Genomic DNA, 17,098 nt, shown 5'->3' on the forward strand with positions numbered 1-17,098 from the left:
CGACAGAGAACGGAATCCGGCCCATGCTGACCGCTGCAATCCCCTTCCCGGACATAAACCACGCGCTGTTCACGATCGAGATCGGCAGTTTCAGCTTTTCCCTCCGCTGGTATGCGCTGGCCTATATCGTCGGGCTGCTGGTGGGCTGGCGCATCTGTGTCGCGGCGGTCAGCCGACCGGCGCTGTGGTCCAGCGCGGGTCCGCCGCTCGACCGGCGCCAGATCGAGGATTTGCTCACCTGGATCATCCTCGGCGTGATCCTGGGCGGGCGCCTGGGCTTCGTACTGTTCTATCAGCCGGAATACTACCTGGCCAATCCCGCGGAGATCCTCAAGATCTGGCAGGGCGGCATGTCCTTCCACGGCGGGTTCCTAGGCGTCGTCACGGTGGCGCTCATCTTCTGCCTGCGCCAGAAGGCCCCGGTTGCGGCCGTCGCCGACCTGCTGGCGCTGGCGACCCCACCGGGCCTGCTGCTAGGCCGGATCGCCAATTTCATCAACGCCGAACTGTGGGGGCGGCCGACGGATGTTCCCTGGGCGGTGATCTTTCCGGGTGATGCGGCGCAGGATTGTCCGGGTATGGTTTCGCTATGCGCCCGACACCCATCGCAGCTCTACGAGGCGCTGTTGGAGGGCGCGCTGCTGGGCGCGGTGCTGCTCTACCTCGCCTGGCGTCGCGGCTGGTTGAAGATGCCCGGTGCGCTGACCGGGACCTTCCTGGCGGGCTACGGCGCCGCGCGGAGTTTCGTGGAACTATTCCGCCAACCAGACGCGCAATTCGTCGCTCCGGGAAACCCGGTTGGCCACGTAATCCATTTCGGCGACTGGGGGCTGACGATGGGCCAGACGCTATCGGCACCCATGATCCTGATCGGGCTGGCGCTGATCCTGCACGCCTGGCGGCGGCCGGCACCTCCGGCCCATACAGGCTCTCGCCCGGTCTCATGACGCAAGAAAGGAGGAGGCATGTGCACCACAACTGATCGCAACCCATCGGCCGAGACCCGGTTGATCAACCTGCGCCCGGCGTTTCTTAGCTTTCTTGCCAAGCGGCTCGGCAACCGGGCCGAGGCCGAGGACGTGTTTCAGGAATTTTGCGTCCGGGTTCTGACCCACAAGGACCAGCTGCGCGATGCGGGGCGGATGGATGCCTGGCTCTACGCAGTGCTGCGTTCGACGCTCAACGACCATTTCCGGACAACCGGCCGCGCGAAAAGCCTCAGGGAGGGGGTGGCACGAGAAGCAACAACCGGCGTCACAAGCGAAGATGCGGCCGAGGACATGGCTGTGATCTGTCAGTGCGTCAGAGAGCTGGTGACGGACCTTCGCCCCTCGGACGCCGACCTGATCCGGCGCGTCTACTTTGACGAGGACGCCCGGACGGACGTGGCCGCCGACCTGGGGCTTAGGCCCGGAACGCTGAGCGTGCGGTTGCACCGCGCCCGCGCGGCCCTGGGCGACGCGCTTGCGGTCCATTGCGGCCCGTGCTGCCGGGACGGTTTCGGCGATTGCGCCTGTGGCGCGCGCCAAAGACCGGCTCATGCCGCCGGTCTGTAACGAAAACCCGCGCGCGGCGTCTACAAGGTGACGGCGCCGCAGGCACCGTCAGAGAGAAGGGAGAAGAGACATGACAGCAATGCTGATCATATTGGCCTTCATGGCAACGGCGCTTCTGCCGGCACGCCAGCTTCGGTTGGCTCCGGCCCGGGTTCAATACGCCCCTGCGGCCCCGCGCCTGCGCGGCGGCAGCCATGCAAGCGTTTCCGGCGCACGCCTGAAGGGGAGGACGTGACATGGCCGCACCCAGCGACACGCGCCATGCCCCGCGCATCCCGATTCAGGCACTGGGCTGGAGCCTCGGCATTTTCTTCGCGATCACCTACACGATTTGTGTCGTCTTTGACCTGGTCTTTCCGGGCCAAAGCATGACCAGCCTGTGGACCCCGCTTCTGCCATGGGTCGATGGCATCAGCCTTGGAGGCTACGTCCTCGGCGTTGCCGAAACGCTGCTTTACGGCTGGTTCGTCGCGCTGATCTTCGGCTCGTTGTTCAACTTCTTTGCTGAGCGGAGTTCGTGATGGCCACGACCAGATCCCCCAAGCGGCAACTCAAGGCGGTTGCGACAGTAACGAACGACTTTGTTGCGAACCAAAGCGGCCCAATAGCTGAAGAACCGAAGGCCGCGCAGGTCGAAAAACCGGCCGCTGCCGCCACGACTTATCCTCAGGACCTGTTTGAACGCTGGGTCCTGTTCCTGGACACGCTGCGCGAACGTGCTGACAACATGATCGAGCACGAGCGGCGGGGGATGCCGCCGCTTCTGGATTTCAAATACGAAACTCTTGTCGACGCGCGCCACTTTGACCGACCGGCCAACTACGCGCTTCTCAGGATCACCGCGATCGGCGACGACTGCTGGGACGATTGCGTCGACATGGCCAAGCCGCCGGTGATCGTGGTCGACCCGCGCGCCGGTCACGGCCCGGGCATCGGCGGTTTCAAGCGCGACAGCGAGGTGGGCATCGCCATGCACGAGGGCCACCCGGTGTATTTCGTCGTGTTTTCCACGGAGCCCGAGCCAGGCCAGACCCTGGCCGATGTCCACCACGCATTGCGCCGCTTCGTCGAGGAGGTCGCCCGCCACCACCCCGGCCACGCGCCAGTCCTCTACGGCAACTGCCAAGCTGGTTGGGCGATCACCTTGCTTGCCGCTGACTGCCAGGGTCTTTCTGGTCCGATTGTCCTGAACGGCTCGCCGCTCTCCTATTGGGCCGGTGAAGCCGGAACCAACCCGATGCGGATGATGGGCGGACTTGCCGGGGGCACATGGGCCGCGCATATGGCCGCGGATCTCGGCGACGGACGCTTCGACGGCGCGTGGCTCGCGCAGAACTTCGAGAACCTGCAGCCGGAAAAGGCGATCTGGGAAAAATATGCGGGCCTTCTGACCGATATCGACGCCGAACGCGACCGGTTCCTGGAATTCGAGCGCTGGTGGAACGGCTTCTATACGCTGAGCCGCGAGGAGATCCTCGCCATCACCGAAAACCTCTTCATCGGCAACAGGCTGGAGTCTGGCGAGATGCGGATCTGCGAGGGCCGCACGGCCGATCTGCGGCGCATCCGAAACCCGATCGTGATCTTCGCCTCCGAGGGCGACAACATTACCCCGCCGGCGCAGGCCTTGGGCTGGATCCCGAAGGTCTATTCCGACACCGCCGCGCTCAAGGCCGCGGGACAGCGGATCGTCTATCTCGTGAACCCCCATGTCGGGCATCTCGGCATCTTCGTATCCGCGTCTGTGGCGCGTCTCGAACACCGGGCAATCCTGGAAAGCCTCGACGAGATCGAGGCGCTGGCGCCCGGGCTCTACGAGATGCAAATCGACAATCCCGCCGGCGATCCCGACTGCCGGAAGCCGTCCTATTCGGTCAGCTTCGAACCGCGCGACGTGTCGGACATCGGCGAAGTGCATCCCGAGCATGCGCTGCAGAACGTCGCGCAGGTCTCGCTCATCAATGAGGCGGCATACGACCTGTTCCTCGGCCCGTGGCTGAGGGCCATGACCACGCCGCAATCGGCGGAGGCCCTGCGTGCGATGCATCCGATGCGCTGGAGCCGGCTCATGTTCTCGGCGCGCTACAACCCGTGGATGGGCGCGGTGCAGGCCATGGCCGACACGATCCGCTCTGACCGCAAACCGCTACCTGCCGACGACCCCGCCGTAGCGGCGGAACGCAAGGCGATGGCCCGGATCGGCGCCAGTCTGCGCGCGATGCGGCTTGCCCGGGATCGCGCCATCGCGGCGGTGTTCAAGGCAATCTACGCGCCCGGCGCGGGGCTTGTGCCGCATCCGGGCCAGACCTCCCGCGCGCTGCGACACTCCAGACGGATCCTGAAACCGAAGGAGCCAAAGAGATGACTAATAGCGACGGAACTCTACTCGAAATCGACCCGGGAACCAGAGAGAGCCGACGGGATTTCCTCTACTACGCGGCGGGCGGGGCAGGGGCAGTCGCAACGGGAGCCGCCATCTGGCCGCTGGTCAACGCGATGAACCCCTCCGCAGATGTCCTGAGCCTCTCACGGGTGCGCGTCGATCTGTCCGGGATGGAGCGCGGCCAGCGCATCACGGTCGGCTGGCAGGGAAAGCCCGTTTTTGTCTGGCGCCGGTCGCAAGCGTCCATCGACGCCGCGCGGGCGACACCGCTTGAGGCGCTCGTGGATCAGACTGACAGTGCAAGAGAAAATCCGAACCATTCCGGGATGGTGCCGGCGCTCGACCAGAACCGCACTGCCGACGGGGCCGGGGAATGGCTAGTCGTCATCGGCATCTGCACACATCTCGGCTGCGTTCCCGTCGGTCAGAGGTCGGGCGACGCGTTGGGGGAATACGGCGGCTGGTTTTGCCCCTGCCACGGATCCCATTACGACACTTCGGGCCGCATCCGGAAAGGTCCCGCCCCGCGCAATCTCGACATTCCTGATTACACTCTTGCCGATGATCTAACCCTGACGATCGGGGAATGATATGGACCGAACAACAAATCGGGTTCCCCGGACCGCAGGTGGATCCGACCGGGCGATGTCACGTCGCGGGATTCTGAGCCCGACACCATTTCCACAAGCCGGAGCCGGCCTCCGCGCCGCGCTTGTATTGTCATATGCGACACGCCTTGACCCTCCAGTCAGTGGAAGGACTAGGTTGACCCCGACTCGCCCCGAGAGGAATTTCCGATGAACGACCACGCCCACCATTCGGTGACCGATACCAACAGCTATGTCTGCCCGATGCACCCCGACGTGCAGCAGGACGGCCCCGGCGATTGTCCGGAATGTGGGATGCATCTTGTCCCGGAGGCGGAACTCGATGCCCATTCCGAGCACGACCACCATGCCCATCACGGAGCCGCAACACCCGTTGATGGAAAATATGACGAGATCCCGGCCGGATATGATGGCGCCGTCTATACCTGCCCGATGCACCCACAAGTCCGTCAGACGCATCCCGGCTCCTGCCCAATCTGCGGCATGGGGCTTGACTTGGAGTCGGCCACGATGGTTGCGGAGGGCCCGAACCCGGAGCTGGTCGACTTCACACGGCGCTTTTGGGTTGGCACTGTTCTGACGATCCCGCTTCTTGTTCTGACCATGGGTCCGTATCTGGGCTTCCCCGGGGTGCGCGACATCTTTGGCGAACGCACGACGCTCTGGATCGAACTGGTGCTCGGCACGCCGGTCGTCCTCTGGTGCGGATGGCCATTCCTGGTTCGCGGATGGAATTCGTTCCGCACGTTGAATCTCAATATGTTCTCGTTGATCGGCATGGGCGTTCTGGCGGCATGGCTGTTCAGTGTCGCTGCCGTGCTTGCCCCAGACATCTTTCCGGACGGGTTCCGCGATGCAGAGGGCCATGTCGGTGTCTATTTCGAAGCGGCTGCCGTGATCGTGACGCTGGTACTGCTGGGACAGGTGATGGAATTGCGCGCACGCGAAGGGACGGGCAGGGCAATCCGTGCGCTTCTCGATATGGCAGCCAAGACCGCGCGGGTGATCCGGCCTGACGGAACGGAAGAGGAAATCGCGCTTGAAGAGGTTCAGGTGGGCGACCGGCTGCGGGTGCGGCCGGGCGACAAGGTGCCGGTGGATGGCGTTGTGGTCGATGGCCGGTCTTCGGTCGACGAAAGCATGATCTCGGGAGAGCCCGTCCCGGTCGAAAAGACCGAGGGCGATCCCGTGACCGGGGCAACGATCAACGGCACTGGCAGCCTGGTGATGGAGGCGACACGCGTTGGCGCCGACACTATGCTGTCACAGATCGTGGATATGGTCGCGAACGCACAGCGCAGCCGGGCGCCGATCCAGAAATACGCCGATCAGGTCGCCGGGTATTTCGTGCCGGCGGTGATCGCAATCGCCATCCTGTCCTTCATCGCCTGGGCCGTCTGGGGGCCGTCACCGGCCTTGTCTTATGCGCTGGTCTCTGCCGTCGCAGTGCTGATCATCGCCTGCCCCTGCGCGTTGGGTCTGGCCACGCCCATGTCGATCATGACGGCGACGGGCCGCGGCGCACAGGCCGGCGTGCTCATCAAGAACGCCGAGGCGCTGGAGCGGTTCGAGAAAGTCGACACCCTCATCGTCGACAAGACCGGCACCCTGACCGAGGGCAAGCCGAAGCTGGTCGCCGTCCTGCCTGAGAAGGGTCATGATGAAGCAGAAGTACTGCGCCTTGCCGCCTCGCTCGAACGCGGCTCCGAGCATCCGCTTGCCGAAGCCATCGTTCGGGGTGCCGAAGAGCGCAACGTGGAGATGGCCGATGCGAAAGACTTCGAGGCCGTCACCGGAAAGGGGGTCAAGGGAATCGTCGACGGACAGACGGTCGCACTCGGCAATCTGGCCATGATCCGCGATCTGGGGCTGGAGGCAGGCGACCTGACTGCCAAGGCAAACGCTCGCCGCGACGAAGGAGAGACGGTCATGTTCGTGGTGGTCGAAGGCGAGATCGCCGGCCTGGTCGGCGTCGCGGACCCGGTCAAGGAAACCACTCCTGCGGCGATCAGGGAACTGCATGAGCTTGGTTTCCGCGTAATCATGGCCACAGGCGACAATGAACGCACGGCAAAGGCGATCGGATCGCGGCTCGGTATCGACGAGATACGGGCGGACGTTCTGCCCGAAGACAAGGCCCGCATCATCAGAGAGCTGCAAGAGGCAGGCCGAAAGGTTGCGATGGCTGGGGACGGCGTGAATGACGCGCCTGCGTTGGCGCAAGCGGATGTCGGCATCGCCATGGGCACCGGCGCCGACGTCGCCATCGAAAGCGCCGGCATCACTCTGGTAAAAGGCAACCTTGACGGCATCGTGCGTGCGCGGCGTCTGGCGCGCGCAACCATGCGCAATATCCGTCAGAACCTCTTCTTCGCGCTGGTCTACAATGCCTCCGGCGTACCGGTCGCGGCAGGCGTTCTGTTTCCCTTCTTCGGCATCCTGATCAGCCCCATGTTTGCCGCGTTCGCCATGAGCGCCTCGTCGATCTCGGTGGTGCTCAACTCACTGCGTCTTCGCAGCGCAAAGGTATAGAAATGGAGACCCAGCATGGACAAACACCATGATCCTGCACATGCCGAACACGACCAGTCGGCAGAAACCTCCCCGACACCGTCCTTCTGGCGGTCACGCACCGGCATCTATCTGATCGTCGCACTGGTCGTCGGCGGTCTCCTGTTGGGCTACGAGCACCGGGTCCATATCTTCGGCAGCAACTGGCTGCTTTGGCTGCCGCTATTGCTCTGCGTGGGCATGCATTTCTTCATGCATGGGGGCCACGGCGGACATGGCGGAGGAGGCGACAAGAGATGACCGATACCGGAAATGCTTATGGACTTTGGCTCCTGGTCTTCATCAACTCGGCCGTCTTCATCATCTTCGCCTTCAGCTTCTTCAAGCCACAGACGTCGCGCGACTGGCGGAGTTTCGGGGCGTTCAGCGCCTTCATCGTCGCCCTGTTCACCGAGATGTACGGGTTCCCCCTGACCATCTTCTTTCTGTCCGGCTGGCTCCAGTCAACCTGGCCGGATATTGACTGGTTCGCGCATGACAGCGGGCATCTGCCCGAAATGATGTTCGGCTGGCGCGCGAATCCGCATTTCGGCCCGTTCCACATTCTGAGCTTCGCGCTGATCGGCGGCGGGTTCTGGCTGATCTCGGTGGCCTGGCACCATCTCTGGTCCGCGCAGCGACGCGGCGTGCTGGCAACGACCGGACCCTATTCACGCATTCGCCACCCGCAATATGCGGGCTTTGTGCTGGTCATGGCGGGCTTTCTCGTGCAGTGGCCGACCTTGTTGACGCTCGCGATGTTTCCCGTGCTGGTCTGGATGTACGCACGTCTCGCGCGCGCCGAGGAGGCCGACAGCCGGTCGCGCTTCGGGGATGACTGGGATCGCTACGCGGCGGCTGTCCCCGCGTTCATTCCGGGCCGGATGTCCAGCATTGTCGATGCGCATAGGTAGCGGGCGGGAATATGGCCGATAGCAGGAAGACCGGAAATCCCGCAGCAGTATGGCGAAAGGCAGTTGCGATTGCCTCCTTATTCGCCATCGGATTGGCAACAAGCCTGCTTGCCCAGTCCGATGAGGCAGAAAACCTCCGGCCACGGGTCAACACCCAGATGCATGGCGACGCCGCCGGAGCGCCCGCACCCGACCCCGATAGCGTAATTGTGCCGAAAACCCTGAGCGCACCATCGTATTTCGGCCAGCTCGCGTTCGAGAAAAGCTGCGCGTCGTGCCATGGAAAAAATGGGGCAGGCGGAACTAGGAATGGTCCGCCGTTGGTCCATCCCATCTACGAGCCGGGTCATCACCCTGACGGGGCATTCCTGCGGGCCGCGACGGCGGGCGTGCGGTCGCACCATTGGGATTTCGGCGATATGCCTCCTGTGGAAGGGGTCACGGAGGAAACGGTTGGACTCATCGTCAGCTACATTCGCGAATTGCAGCGCGCCAACGGGATCGACTGATGGCAAGCCGGGCCGACCCGCCGCCGGTGCAAGGAACCGTCGTTCTGATCGGAGGCACGGGCGATGTCGGCGGTCGACTGGTCCGGTTGCTGCTCGATCATACGGCAGCCCGATTATTGCTGGTTTCGCGCAGCGGTGTTGGGTCAGGTGATCGTGTCGAGGCACTCGAGCTCGATATCGCCGGTAAGGACGCCGTTGGAAAGCTGCCGCTTGGCGCGACAGTGATAAACCTGACCGAAGCGACGCCGCCAACGATTGCGATCGAAGTTGTCCGAAACGGCGGAAAATTCCTCGAGACCTCTGCGTCGCCGAACTACGTGCAAGCACTGAGACGTGGAGTGGCGGAAGTCGGTGGCCCGGGCACTGTTGTCCTCTGCGTCGGAACTGCACCCGGTTTGAGCACCTTGATGGCCGCCGAACTTGTCCGCGTCAAAGAGGCTGCCGCGGTAGACATCGGGTTGGAACTAAGCATGGGCCGCCACTACGGTAGAGCCGCCACGGAATGGTCTATCGACGCCCTCGGCCGCCCCTATCGGCTGTCCGGCGCTGAAAACACCATTGTCCGGCCCGGAGAGCTTCGCCGTTCTTTTACCTTCCTGCGCGGAACACGAGCGCGTCCCGCTCTCGGTATCGGCTTTGCCGCGGATGGAATTACAGATTGCCGAAAGGCTGCCAGGCCGGCTCGCGTTCGGACTTTTGTGGCGATCGATCCTCCCTTTGTGACGCGCGCAGTCGGCCTGCTCTTGCGGCTTGGCCTCGGTCCAGCGCTGGCGCAACGCAAACGCGGTGTAACGCAGGTATTGAGGCGCCTGCCGGAAACGGGTCAAGCGCACGCCCGCATCGTTGTTGAGGCGCAGAACCCCGAAGGCATCGTTGCGGCCTCGCACCATGTCGCAGCTGGCGATCAAGCCGCGGTGACCGCGGCCATGATCCTCGCCACAATCCGCGCGTTGCCAGCGGCGGACAGGCCGATGCCCGGCGTGAGGACCATTGTCGACGTCTTGACATTCGCCGAGGCGCTCGAGGCACTTCGTCATCTCTTGCCGCGCATGGCGATCGAGACCTGGTCGACCGACCTCAATGGAGAAAGACCGTGAACCGCGTCGGGAACTTCCTGCGGCTGGTCCGGATTGCCGTCGTCTTGTCGAAGGACATTTGGGTCCTCCGGCGGTATGATCCGGCCAGTGGCGACCCCGCCGCACCGGATCGGTTCGCCCGAAACCTGCTCGCTCTGGGGCCGGTTTTCGTCAAACTGGGCCAGATCCTCAGCACCCGCCCCGACATATTGCCCGAAAGCTACATCGCGCGGCTTGCGGAATTGCAGGAGCACGCGCCCGAGGTTGACTTCGCCACGGTGCGACGCATCATCGAGGATGAACTAGCCGCGCCGCTGCAAACCGCCTTTGCCAGCTTCGAGGACAAACCCGTCGCCGCCGCGTCCCTGGCGCAGGTGCACAAGGCAAGCCTGGCGGACGGCACGGTGGTCGCGGCCAAGGTGCAGCGACCGGGGCTGGAGCCGCTGTTCCGCCGCGATCTCGACGCGCTCGACCTCGGGCTAAGGATCGCACGTCTGGTAGTGCCACGCCGCCTGCGTCGCACGAATTTGCCAGCGTTACTGTCGGAGTTCCAGCGCTACTCCTTGGCCGAACTCGATTTTCGGGCCGAAGCGGCTGTCATGGACCGGTTTCGCGAGAATCTCGCGGGGCAGCACGGCGTCCGAATCCCTAGAACCTATCCCGGCCACACGACGGCCCGTGTGCTGACCATGGACTGGGTCGAGGGCATGCGGCTGGCCAAGGCTGTGGCCACCCTCCCTGAGCAAACCCGATCCGCGCTGGTCAAGGCGCTGGTGTCGATGCTGCTGAAGATGTTCGTGTCGGACGGGCTGTTTCACGCCGACCTGCACCCCGGCAATATCGTCTTTCATGCCGATGGCAGTTTCACGCTGCTCGATTTCGGCATGTATGGCGAACTGGACGCGGCGCAGCGCGACCGTTTCGTGCTTTACTGGATGGCAGTGGCACAGCGGCAGACCCGGCGCGCCTACCACCATTTCAGCGTCCAGACCGAGGCGCTCGCTGGTGCCGATCACCGGCTTTTCCGACAAAGGTTCGAGGAACTCGCGGCGGCCTTCTACTCCACGCCCTCGCGCGAAGCCAGCCTTGCTCGGACCTACCTTGCGATGATGCGCGCGGGCTACGGGGCCGGGTTCGTGTTTCCGGCATCGCTCATGATCCATGCCAAGGCGCTGACGACCGCCGAAGCGCTGCTGTTCGTGCTGGCGCCAGAGGCACGGTTCGACGACCTGTCGCGGCCCGCTATCGCGCGCGAGCTCACAGCGCGGCTGGCGGAAAGCGATCCGCTGGGGCGGATCACGCAAATGCTGCCTGAGTTCCTGCTGACAGGAACACTGCCGCCCGCCGAGGCAATCGACGATATCTGGGACCGCACCGCGACGCAAAAGATGGTGCGAGGAATGCTGGAGGCCGTCGTTCCGGGCGGCGAATCCATCGGCCGCAGCACGCTGTCAATGCTGTTGCGCCGTTTCGCCCTGCCACATCTGGGCAAGGAGACTGACGCGATCCTTGCCGAGACCTGGGTGGCCTATGACCTGCTGGACCGCGATCTTCCGCTCGAATCCAATACGGGCGCGATTATTACCACGCATCTTGCGGTGCTGACACTGGCTCTGCACCGAACGCTTCTTGCAAAGGGCCGGTCGGAGGCGGAGAGCCACGAACTCATTCACGCGATTGGCTGGGATATCTACAACCGCATGGCCGATCCGCCGTTCGAATTTGCCCGGACCATCACCGCCGATCCGGTCAAGCGGCTGCGCATCGCCACCGACGTATTCCGCAGGTTTCCCTTCGGGCCGCCGGGATATGGCTGGCGGGATGTGGAAGCGGGTGCAGGCGTCGTGGCCTTCGACTGCACGAGATGCCCGGTGGCGGAGTTCTTTGCGGGCCATGAGTCCGCAGTGCTCTGCACAGCCACATGGTGCGCCCTCGATTATCCGGTGGCCGAGAAATGGGGCGGGCGACTGGTACGGCCTAAGACGATTGCCGGCGGCCACGACCACTGCGACTTCAGATGGCATGCCGGCCCAGGATTGGACGAAGATGAGAGAACAACGGCAGGTGAGAATGCAACAGGAAGATAGAAGCGGCAGCTACCGCCAAGGGTCGATCAGCCTGGGCGGCGCCGTCGCGATGGGAACGGGCGTGATGATCGGCGCGGGCATCTTCGCATTGACGGGGCAGATCGCGCAGTTTGCCGGGCCCCTATTCCCGCTCGCCTTCATCGCCGGCGCAATCGTGACCGGGTTCAGCGCCTACAGCTACATCCGGATGTCGAACAGATGGCCGTCTTCGGGCGGGATCGCCATGATCCTGAAAAAGTGCTATGGCCCCGGTGCGGTCGCGGCGGGGGCGGCCCTGCTGATGGCCCTCAGCATGGTCATCGCCGAAAGTCTGGTGGCACGGACCTTCGCAACCTATGTTCTGCGTGCCTTCGAGATCGAGGGCGGGCCAATGGTGCCGATCCTTGCCGTGGGCGTTATCCTCTTCGCGTTTCTGGTGAACATCGCCGGCAATCGGTCGGTCGGCGTGTTCTCTCTGGTCATGGCGGCCATCAAGATCGGAGGCATTGGATTGTTTGGAATCGCCGCGCTCTGGTCGAGCGGCTTCCAGTTCGCCGCCGCGTCCGATAGCGCGCAGGACTATGGCGTCATGGGTTTCGTCGCCTCGGTGGCCTTTGCAATACTGGCCTTCAAGGGTTTCACCACTATCACAAACAGCGGCTCCGAGATCACCCAGCCTAACCGCAACGTGGGCCGCGCCATCGTGATCTCCATCAGTATCTGCGTGGCCGTCTACCTGTTGGTTGCCTTCGGTGTCGGCTCGAGCTTGACCATTGACGAGATCGTCGCCGCGCGGGATTATTCGCTCGCCGAAGCCGCCGAACCTGCCCTGGGGCAGACCGGCTTCTTCCTGACCGTGATCCTTGCGGCGGTGGCCACGGCTTCGGGCGTGCTGGCCAGTGTCTTCGCCGTATCGCGGATGCTTGCGATGTTGACGGACATGAAGATGATCCCGCATCGGCATTTCGGCATGTCGGGACCGGTCCAACGGCACACGCTCGTCTACACCGTTGTCATCGCTTCGACGCTTGCCGTGTTCTTCGACCTCGGCCGGATCGCCTCGCTCGGCGCCTTTTTCTATCTTGTCATGGACATGGCCGTGCATTGGGGCGTCTATCGCTATCGGCGTGAAGAGATCGGGGCGTCCGGCTTGGTACTGCTTTCGGCTCTAGCGTTCGACGCCATAGTACTGGTTGCCTTCACCGTGATGAAACTTCGGAGCGATCCGCTGATTGTGCTCTATGCTCTTGGCGGCATCTTGGCTGTTTTCGTCTTCGAGCGGATGTACTTGTCTCGGTGGCTGGCGCCGCAGGAAGTTGCGCATGACCACTGATGCCGGGCAGCAAGACAGCCGAGCGGGTAGAACCGCGGCGAGAGGACCGAAATGGTCGGTGTCGGGGCCACGACCGCCTGTCGGCCAACGGAATCACACAGAGCCGTTATTGGACTGCTCGAAAACGGTGCGTTTCAATGCGGTGATGCGGGTTGCCCCTACGATAAATTTCCTCGGTTACCTAAAGCGTTTCCAGTTCTGGGACGTATCGGATAAGCGTTGCGGAGCTGTTTTGTCAGGTCACGAAAGTTTTCCTTGAACCTCTAGTGGCTTTAGACGTTAGCCCTCTACAGAGCGTCAGTGCCGCGGGCAAACTGCCAACGCAACCTCAAACCCTCTCGGGCTGGCAACAATGTATCCGGGAAATTGCGCGGCCCGCCATACAATTACGAAGGAGACGTCTAACATGTTGACGAGAAGGCATTTCATTCAATCGACCACCGCGCTGTTCTCGGCATCGCTGGCCAGCCCGGCATTCGCCGACTCTTGGCCCACGGAAGCGCAAAAGGCCGCATGGGACGCGCAAGTCACGCCGCCGGGCTACGATCCTGCCACGTCCAATCCCTGGGGTCTGCATCCGCGCTTTCTTCCGCAACGTGTCGCCGCCAATGCGGGCCTCGTCCCTGGAGACATCCATGTGGATGCGGTGGCGCGCTATCTCTATCACATCGAGGAAGGTGGCACTGCGATGCGCTATGGTGTGGCGATCGCGCGTGGCAATTTATACGAGCCGGGCACATATACGATCAAGCGCAAGGTCAAGTGGCCGCACTGGCAACCGACGCAGAACATGATCGACCGCGATCCCGAACTCTACGCGGACATCGCCGACGGCATGGAGCCTGGACCGGAGAATGCGCTCGGGTCTCGAGCGCTTTACCTGTACGTCGGTGATCGCGACACCTATTTGCGGATACACGGTTCTCCGCATCCGAGCAGCATTGGCGGTCGTGCAAGCTCCGGTTGCGTACGCATGGTTATGGCGCACATCAATGACCTTTACCCAAACGTCGAACTCGGATCGACAGCGTATCTTTATTCGGCCGAGGACAGCGTCACCGCCCGCAGCTAGACGCGCGCGGGCTTGGCGGGCGGTTCGACGGTCTGTCGAGAGGCTCAGCTTTCCCGCGCGGTGCAGATCCGACTGCCGTTAGGCGTGCGTAGCGGAACCAAGGTCGTCTCAACCGGCCCGCTGTGCTCGTACCAGTAACAGCCGTCGTCCGGCACAAGGCGCGCGGTGGAAATATCTTGGTCGGGCGCCGCCATTGCCACGACGCGATCGGGAATATTGCCGATAGCGTTCGCCGCGTCGCTCCCGCTGCTTGGAGGGATGGCACACCCTGCGGTGAACAACAGTGTGGTTCCGATCGTCACGTTTTGCTTTGATAGTACCGGCCGCATTAAATTTCCTTCCTCTTTTGTCGGTCTGGCAGCAACAGATGGCCAGCCTCTTTCCGACGACACATAGCAAGAAAGCGATCTGGAGAACCATCAATTAATGTTCTTGAACCTCTAGGTACTGTAGGAACTATGTTGTCCTGAACAACCCGACTCTAGAGGTCCGTTCATGTCTGCTGATACCAACCGCCGAGATCATTCTCACGCCTCGCAAGAGAACGGCAACAGTTGCTGCGGGAGCGATCGACCATGCGGCAACGTCTCTCCCACGACGCCTGCGCCATCTGTCGGGCGGAGCTTCCAGGTCTCCGGGCTCGACTGCGCCGAAGAAGTGGCGATCCTGAACAAGGTCGTCGGTCCGAAGGTCGGCGGAGCAGAGCATTTGGCCTTCGACGTCATCAACGGGCGGATGACCATTCTGGACAGCGCGGACCGTGTAACTGACGACGAGGTGGCGCAACTGGTTGCGACCACCGGCATGAGTGCGAAGCGCTGGGATGCGGGAACCGCATCGGAAGATCAGGCGGCCCATCTCGCCCGGCAGCGGCTGTTCACGGCGCTGAGTGGCGGCTTCTGGGCGGCCGGCTTTCTCTGGCACATCGTCGAGACCGGCATGGGCGGGGCCCTCGGCCTGTTCGCGGGTCACGGCGAGTTCCCCATGCCGCTGGCGGAGGCCGTGCTCTTCGCTGCCGCGATCCTGTTCGGTGTCTGGCTCGTGGCCCCGAAGGCTTGGTCCTCCGCGCGGCGTCTGTCGCCCGATATGAACTTGCTGATGGTGGTCGCGGTGGCGGGGGCCATCGGCCTCGGCGAGTTCTTCGAGGCGGCGACGGTGGCCTTCTTCTTCTCGCTGTCGCTCTACCTCGAAAGCTGGAGCGTCGGGCGCGCGCGGAACGCGGTTTCAGCGTTGCTTGACCTGGCGCCGCCGACGGCAAGGGTTCTCTATGATGACGGTTCTGAAGCAGACGTGCCGGCTTCCGCTGTTGCCATCAATGCACGGTTCGTGGTGCGCGGCGGCGACCGCATCCCGCTGGATGGTGAAGTTGTAGATGGGGCAGGGGCCGTCGATCAGGCGCCGATCACCGGCGAAAGTGCGCTGGTGCCGAAGGAGCCAGGCGACGAGGTTTACGCGGGCACGATCAACGGCGAAGGGACTTTGACCGTGCGCGCGACCAAAGCGGCATCCGACACGGTGCTCGCCAAGATCATCCGCATGGTGGGGGACGCTCACGCCCGCCGCGCGCCCGTGGAGCAGTGGGTCGCGAAGTTCGCGCGCATCTACACGCCCATCGTCATGGCGCTGGCCGTCGCCATTGCGCTGGTGCCGCCGCTCGTCTTCGGTGGAGCCTGGGACTACTGGTTTTACAACGCGCTCGTTCTTCTCGTGATCGCCTGTCCCTGTGCGCTGGTCATCTCGACGCCGGTCTCCATCGTGGCCGCGCTGACGGCCTCGGCGCGGGCGGGGGTTCTCATCAAGGGTGGCGCCTATGTCGAAGCCCCGGGCCGGACGACGGCTCTGGCGATGGACAAGACCGGAACCATCACCTTGGGTGAGCCCGAGGTGGCCGCTGTCCATCCGCTCGGCGGCGCCTCGGCGCGCGATCTGATGACGCTGGCGGCCGCACTCGAAGCGCGGTCATCGCATCCGCTGGCGCGTGCCGTTCTTGCGCGGGCCGCGGCAGACGGCATCGAGGTTCCAGCGGCGGAGGATACACGCACCGTGCCGGGACGAGGGCTGGAAGGACGGGCAGGGGGCCGAAAAGTCTGGCTTGGCTCCGACCGGTTCGCCGAAGAGAAAGGGTTCGGCAGCGCCATTCCGGCGGACCTCCGTGACCGGATCGAGGGGGCCGGCAGTACGCTTGTAGCCGTCGGTGACGAGACCGGCGTGACCGGGATTCTGGAACTGCGCGACCGGATCCGCCCGGACGCCAAGGGTGTCGTCGCGCGACTACATGCGCAGGGCGTGAAGACCATCGTCATGCTGACCGGCGACAATGAGCGTACCGCGCGCGCCGTTGCGGCGGAGGTCGGCATCGACGAGGTGCGTGCCGAACTCTTGCCCGAGGACAAGGTGACGGCAATCGAGGAACTGGTCGAAAGCCACGACCTAGTTGCGATGATTGGCGATGGGGTGAACGACGCCCCGGCCATGGCGCGGGCGCACTATGCCATCGCCATGGGCGCCGTCGGGTCCGACGCGGCCATCGAGACGGCCGACATCGCCCTTATGACTGACGACATTGGCAAGGTGCCTTGGCTCATCGGTCATTCACGCCGCGCCATGTCGATCATCCACCAGAACATCGGCGTTTCACTGGCGACGAAAGCCGTCTTCGTCGTCGCGACGGCATTCGGGATGGCATCGATGTGGGGCGCGATTGCCGCGGATGTCGGCGTCTCGCTGCTGGTGGTTGCGAATGCGTTGAGACTACTGAATGGCCACAAGTCCAATGTATCGCCATCCGGCGGCGAGCCGATTGGTGAGCAGATGGCAAGAGGCGCGCTCGCACACGGGCATTGAACCGCCACCACCCGCAGGGTAGCGTTTGCCCCATACGAGACCTCGCTCACGAGGCATAGAGCAGTGATGAAGATCCATATTCCGCGCCGCGTCGTATTGTTCGGAGGGCTTGTCGCTTTTCTATCCGGTTGCGCCAGCAAGTTCCGAACCTACAGCGGACCCGAGGTCACCCGGCTGCGCCTCTACA

The 17,098-nt window shown here is 63.5% G+C and carries 15 protein-coding genes and 1 pseudogene; 15 read left to right on the plus strand and 1 reads right to left on the minus strand.

Features of this window, described 5'->3' with window-relative positions; all coding sequences use genetic code 11:
- The first annotated feature begins 23 nt into the window (after window positions 1-23).
- The 13 genes from lgt to ACP156_RS23755 all read left to right on the plus strand — a co-directional run bounded on the left by lgt (window position 24) and on the right by ACP156_RS23755 (window position 14,067).
- Entirely contained in the window at window positions 24-947 is a 924-nt protein-coding gene (lgt, locus tag ACP156_RS23695; RefSeq protein WP_425053825.1) for a prolipoprotein diacylglyceryl transferase, read from the plus strand.
- Window positions 948-965: 18 nt separating this feature from the next.
- Window positions 966-1,556 (plus strand): RNA polymerase sigma factor, encoded by a 591-nt coding sequence (locus tag ACP156_RS23700; RefSeq protein ID WP_425053826.1) that lies wholly within the window; start codon window positions 966-968, stop codon window positions 1,554-1,556.
- Window positions 1,557-1,792: 236 nt separating this feature from the next.
- Entirely contained in the window at window positions 1,793-2,077 is a 285-nt protein-coding gene (locus tag ACP156_RS23705) for a DUF5676 family membrane protein (RefSeq protein ID WP_425053827.1), read from the plus strand.
- Window positions 2,077-3,921, plus strand: coding sequence for a DUF3141 domain-containing protein (locus tag ACP156_RS23710; protein ID WP_425053828.1), 1,845 nt, complete (start codon window positions 2,077-2,079; stop codon window positions 3,919-3,921). The genes ACP156_RS23705 and ACP156_RS23710 overlap by 1 nt, the downstream gene beginning before the upstream one ends.
- Window positions 3,918-4,529: a ubiquinol-cytochrome c reductase iron-sulfur subunit gene (petA, locus tag ACP156_RS23715; RefSeq protein WP_425053829.1), complete on the plus strand. Its 612-nt coding sequence runs from the start codon at window positions 3,918-3,920 to the stop codon at window positions 4,527-4,529. Before ACP156_RS23710 ends, petA begins: the two co-directional genes overlap by 4 nt.
- Before the next feature lie 207 nt (window positions 4,530-4,736).
- Window positions 4,737-7,079 (plus strand): copper-transporting P-type ATPase, encoded by a 2,343-nt coding sequence (locus ACP156_RS23720; protein WP_425053830.1) that lies wholly within the window; start codon window positions 4,737-4,739, stop codon window positions 7,077-7,079.
- Between the two features lie 15 nt (window positions 7,080-7,094).
- Window positions 7,095-7,358: a DUF2933 domain-containing protein gene (locus tag ACP156_RS23725; RefSeq protein WP_425053831.1), complete on the plus strand. Its 264-nt coding sequence runs from the start codon at window positions 7,095-7,097 to the stop codon at window positions 7,356-7,358.
- Window positions 7,355-8,011: a methyltransferase family protein gene (locus ACP156_RS23730; protein WP_425053832.1), complete on the plus strand. Its 657-nt coding sequence runs from the start codon at window positions 7,355-7,357 to the stop codon at window positions 8,009-8,011. The genes ACP156_RS23725 and ACP156_RS23730 overlap by 4 nt, the downstream gene beginning before the upstream one ends.
- Window positions 8,012-8,022: 11 nt before the next feature.
- Window positions 8,023-8,520 (plus strand): c-type cytochrome, encoded by a 498-nt coding sequence (locus ACP156_RS23735; protein WP_425053833.1) that lies wholly within the window; start codon window positions 8,023-8,025, stop codon window positions 8,518-8,520.
- Window positions 8,520-9,617 (plus strand): KR domain-containing protein, encoded by a 1,098-nt coding sequence (locus tag ACP156_RS23740; protein WP_425053834.1) that lies wholly within the window; start codon window positions 8,520-8,522, stop codon window positions 9,615-9,617. The genes ACP156_RS23735 and ACP156_RS23740 overlap by 1 nt, the downstream gene beginning before the upstream one ends.
- Window positions 9,614-11,683 (plus strand): AarF/UbiB family protein, encoded by a 2,070-nt coding sequence (locus ACP156_RS23745; RefSeq protein WP_425053835.1) that lies wholly within the window; start codon window positions 9,614-9,616, stop codon window positions 11,681-11,683. The genes ACP156_RS23740 and ACP156_RS23745 overlap by 4 nt, the downstream gene beginning before the upstream one ends.
- A complete protein-coding gene (locus ACP156_RS23750) occupies window positions 11,667-12,995 on the plus strand; it encodes an APC family permease (RefSeq protein ID WP_425053836.1) in 1,329 nt (442 codons plus the stop codon). Before ACP156_RS23745 ends, ACP156_RS23750 begins: the two co-directional genes overlap by 17 nt.
- A 406-nt stretch (window positions 12,996-13,401) precedes the next feature.
- Window positions 13,402-14,067 (plus strand): L,D-transpeptidase, encoded by a 666-nt coding sequence (locus ACP156_RS23755; RefSeq protein ID WP_425053837.1) that lies wholly within the window; start codon window positions 13,402-13,404, stop codon window positions 14,065-14,067.
- Window positions 14,068-14,111: 44 nt separating this feature from the next.
- On the opposite strand, the gene ACP156_RS23760 is transcribed toward ACP156_RS23755, so the two are convergent.
- On the minus strand, window positions 14,112-14,396 hold the full coding sequence (locus ACP156_RS23760) for a hypothetical protein (protein WP_425053838.1): 285 nt from the start codon (window positions 14,394-14,396) through the stop codon (window positions 14,112-14,114).
- Between the two features lie 328 nt (window positions 14,397-14,724).
- Between ACP156_RS23760 and ACP156_RS23765 the strand changes: the two genes are divergently transcribed.
- Both ACP156_RS23765 and ACP156_RS23770 read left to right on the plus strand, forming a co-directional pair.
- On the plus strand, window positions 14,725-16,911 hold the full coding sequence (locus ACP156_RS23765; RefSeq protein WP_425053842.1) for a heavy metal translocating P-type ATPase: 2,187 nt from the start codon (window positions 14,725-14,727) through the stop codon (window positions 16,909-16,911).
- Window positions 16,912-16,977: 66 nt separating this feature from the next.
- Window positions 16,978-17,098: pseudogene (locus ACP156_RS23770) on the plus strand (L,D-transpeptidase family protein); the annotation flags it as partial.

The sequence above is a fragment of the Psychromarinibacter sp. S121 genome (genome assembly GCF_049801035.1).
GTDB lineage: Bacteria > Pseudomonadota > Alphaproteobacteria > Rhodobacterales > Rhodobacteraceae > Psychromarinibacter.

What these genes read in the sequence shown, in the direction of transcription:
- lgt (WP_425053825.1), top strand. Translation starts at nt 24, where the DNA reads ATGCTGACCGCTGCAATCCCCTTCCCGGACATAAACCACGCGCTGTTC.
- ACP156_RS23700 (WP_425053826.1), top strand. Translation starts at nt 966, where the DNA reads ATGTGCACCACAACTGATCGCAACCCATCGGCCGAGACCCGGTTGATC.
- ACP156_RS23705 (WP_425053827.1), top strand. Translation starts at nt 1,793, where the DNA reads ATGGCCGCACCCAGCGACACGCGCCATGCCCCGCGCATCCCGATTCAG.
- ACP156_RS23710 (WP_425053828.1), top strand. Translation starts at nt 2,077, where the DNA reads ATGGCCACGACCAGATCCCCCAAGCGGCAACTCAAGGCGGTTGCGACA.
- petA (WP_425053829.1), top strand. Translation starts at nt 3,918, where the DNA reads ATGACTAATAGCGACGGAACTCTACTCGAAATCGACCCGGGAACCAGA.
- ACP156_RS23720 (WP_425053830.1), top strand. Translation starts at nt 4,737, where the DNA reads ATGAACGACCACGCCCACCATTCGGTGACCGATACCAACAGCTATGTC.
- ACP156_RS23725 (WP_425053831.1), top strand. Translation starts at nt 7,095, where the DNA reads ATGGACAAACACCATGATCCTGCACATGCCGAACACGACCAGTCGGCA.
- ACP156_RS23730 (WP_425053832.1), top strand. Translation starts at nt 7,355, where the DNA reads ATGACCGATACCGGAAATGCTTATGGACTTTGGCTCCTGGTCTTCATC.
- ACP156_RS23735 (WP_425053833.1), top strand. Translation starts at nt 8,023, where the DNA reads ATGGCCGATAGCAGGAAGACCGGAAATCCCGCAGCAGTATGGCGAAAG.
- ACP156_RS23740 (WP_425053834.1), top strand. Translation starts at nt 8,520, where the DNA reads ATGGCAAGCCGGGCCGACCCGCCGCCGGTGCAAGGAACCGTCGTTCTG.
- ACP156_RS23750 (WP_425053836.1), top strand. Translation starts at nt 11,667, where the DNA reads ATGCAACAGGAAGATAGAAGCGGCAGCTACCGCCAAGGGTCGATCAGC.
- ACP156_RS23755 (WP_425053837.1), top strand. Translation starts at nt 13,402, where the DNA reads ATGTTGACGAGAAGGCATTTCATTCAATCGACCACCGCGCTGTTCTCG.
- ACP156_RS23760 (WP_425053838.1), bottom strand. Translation starts at nt 14,396, where the DNA reads ATGCGGCCGGTACTATCAAAGCAAAACGTGACGATCGGAACCACACTG.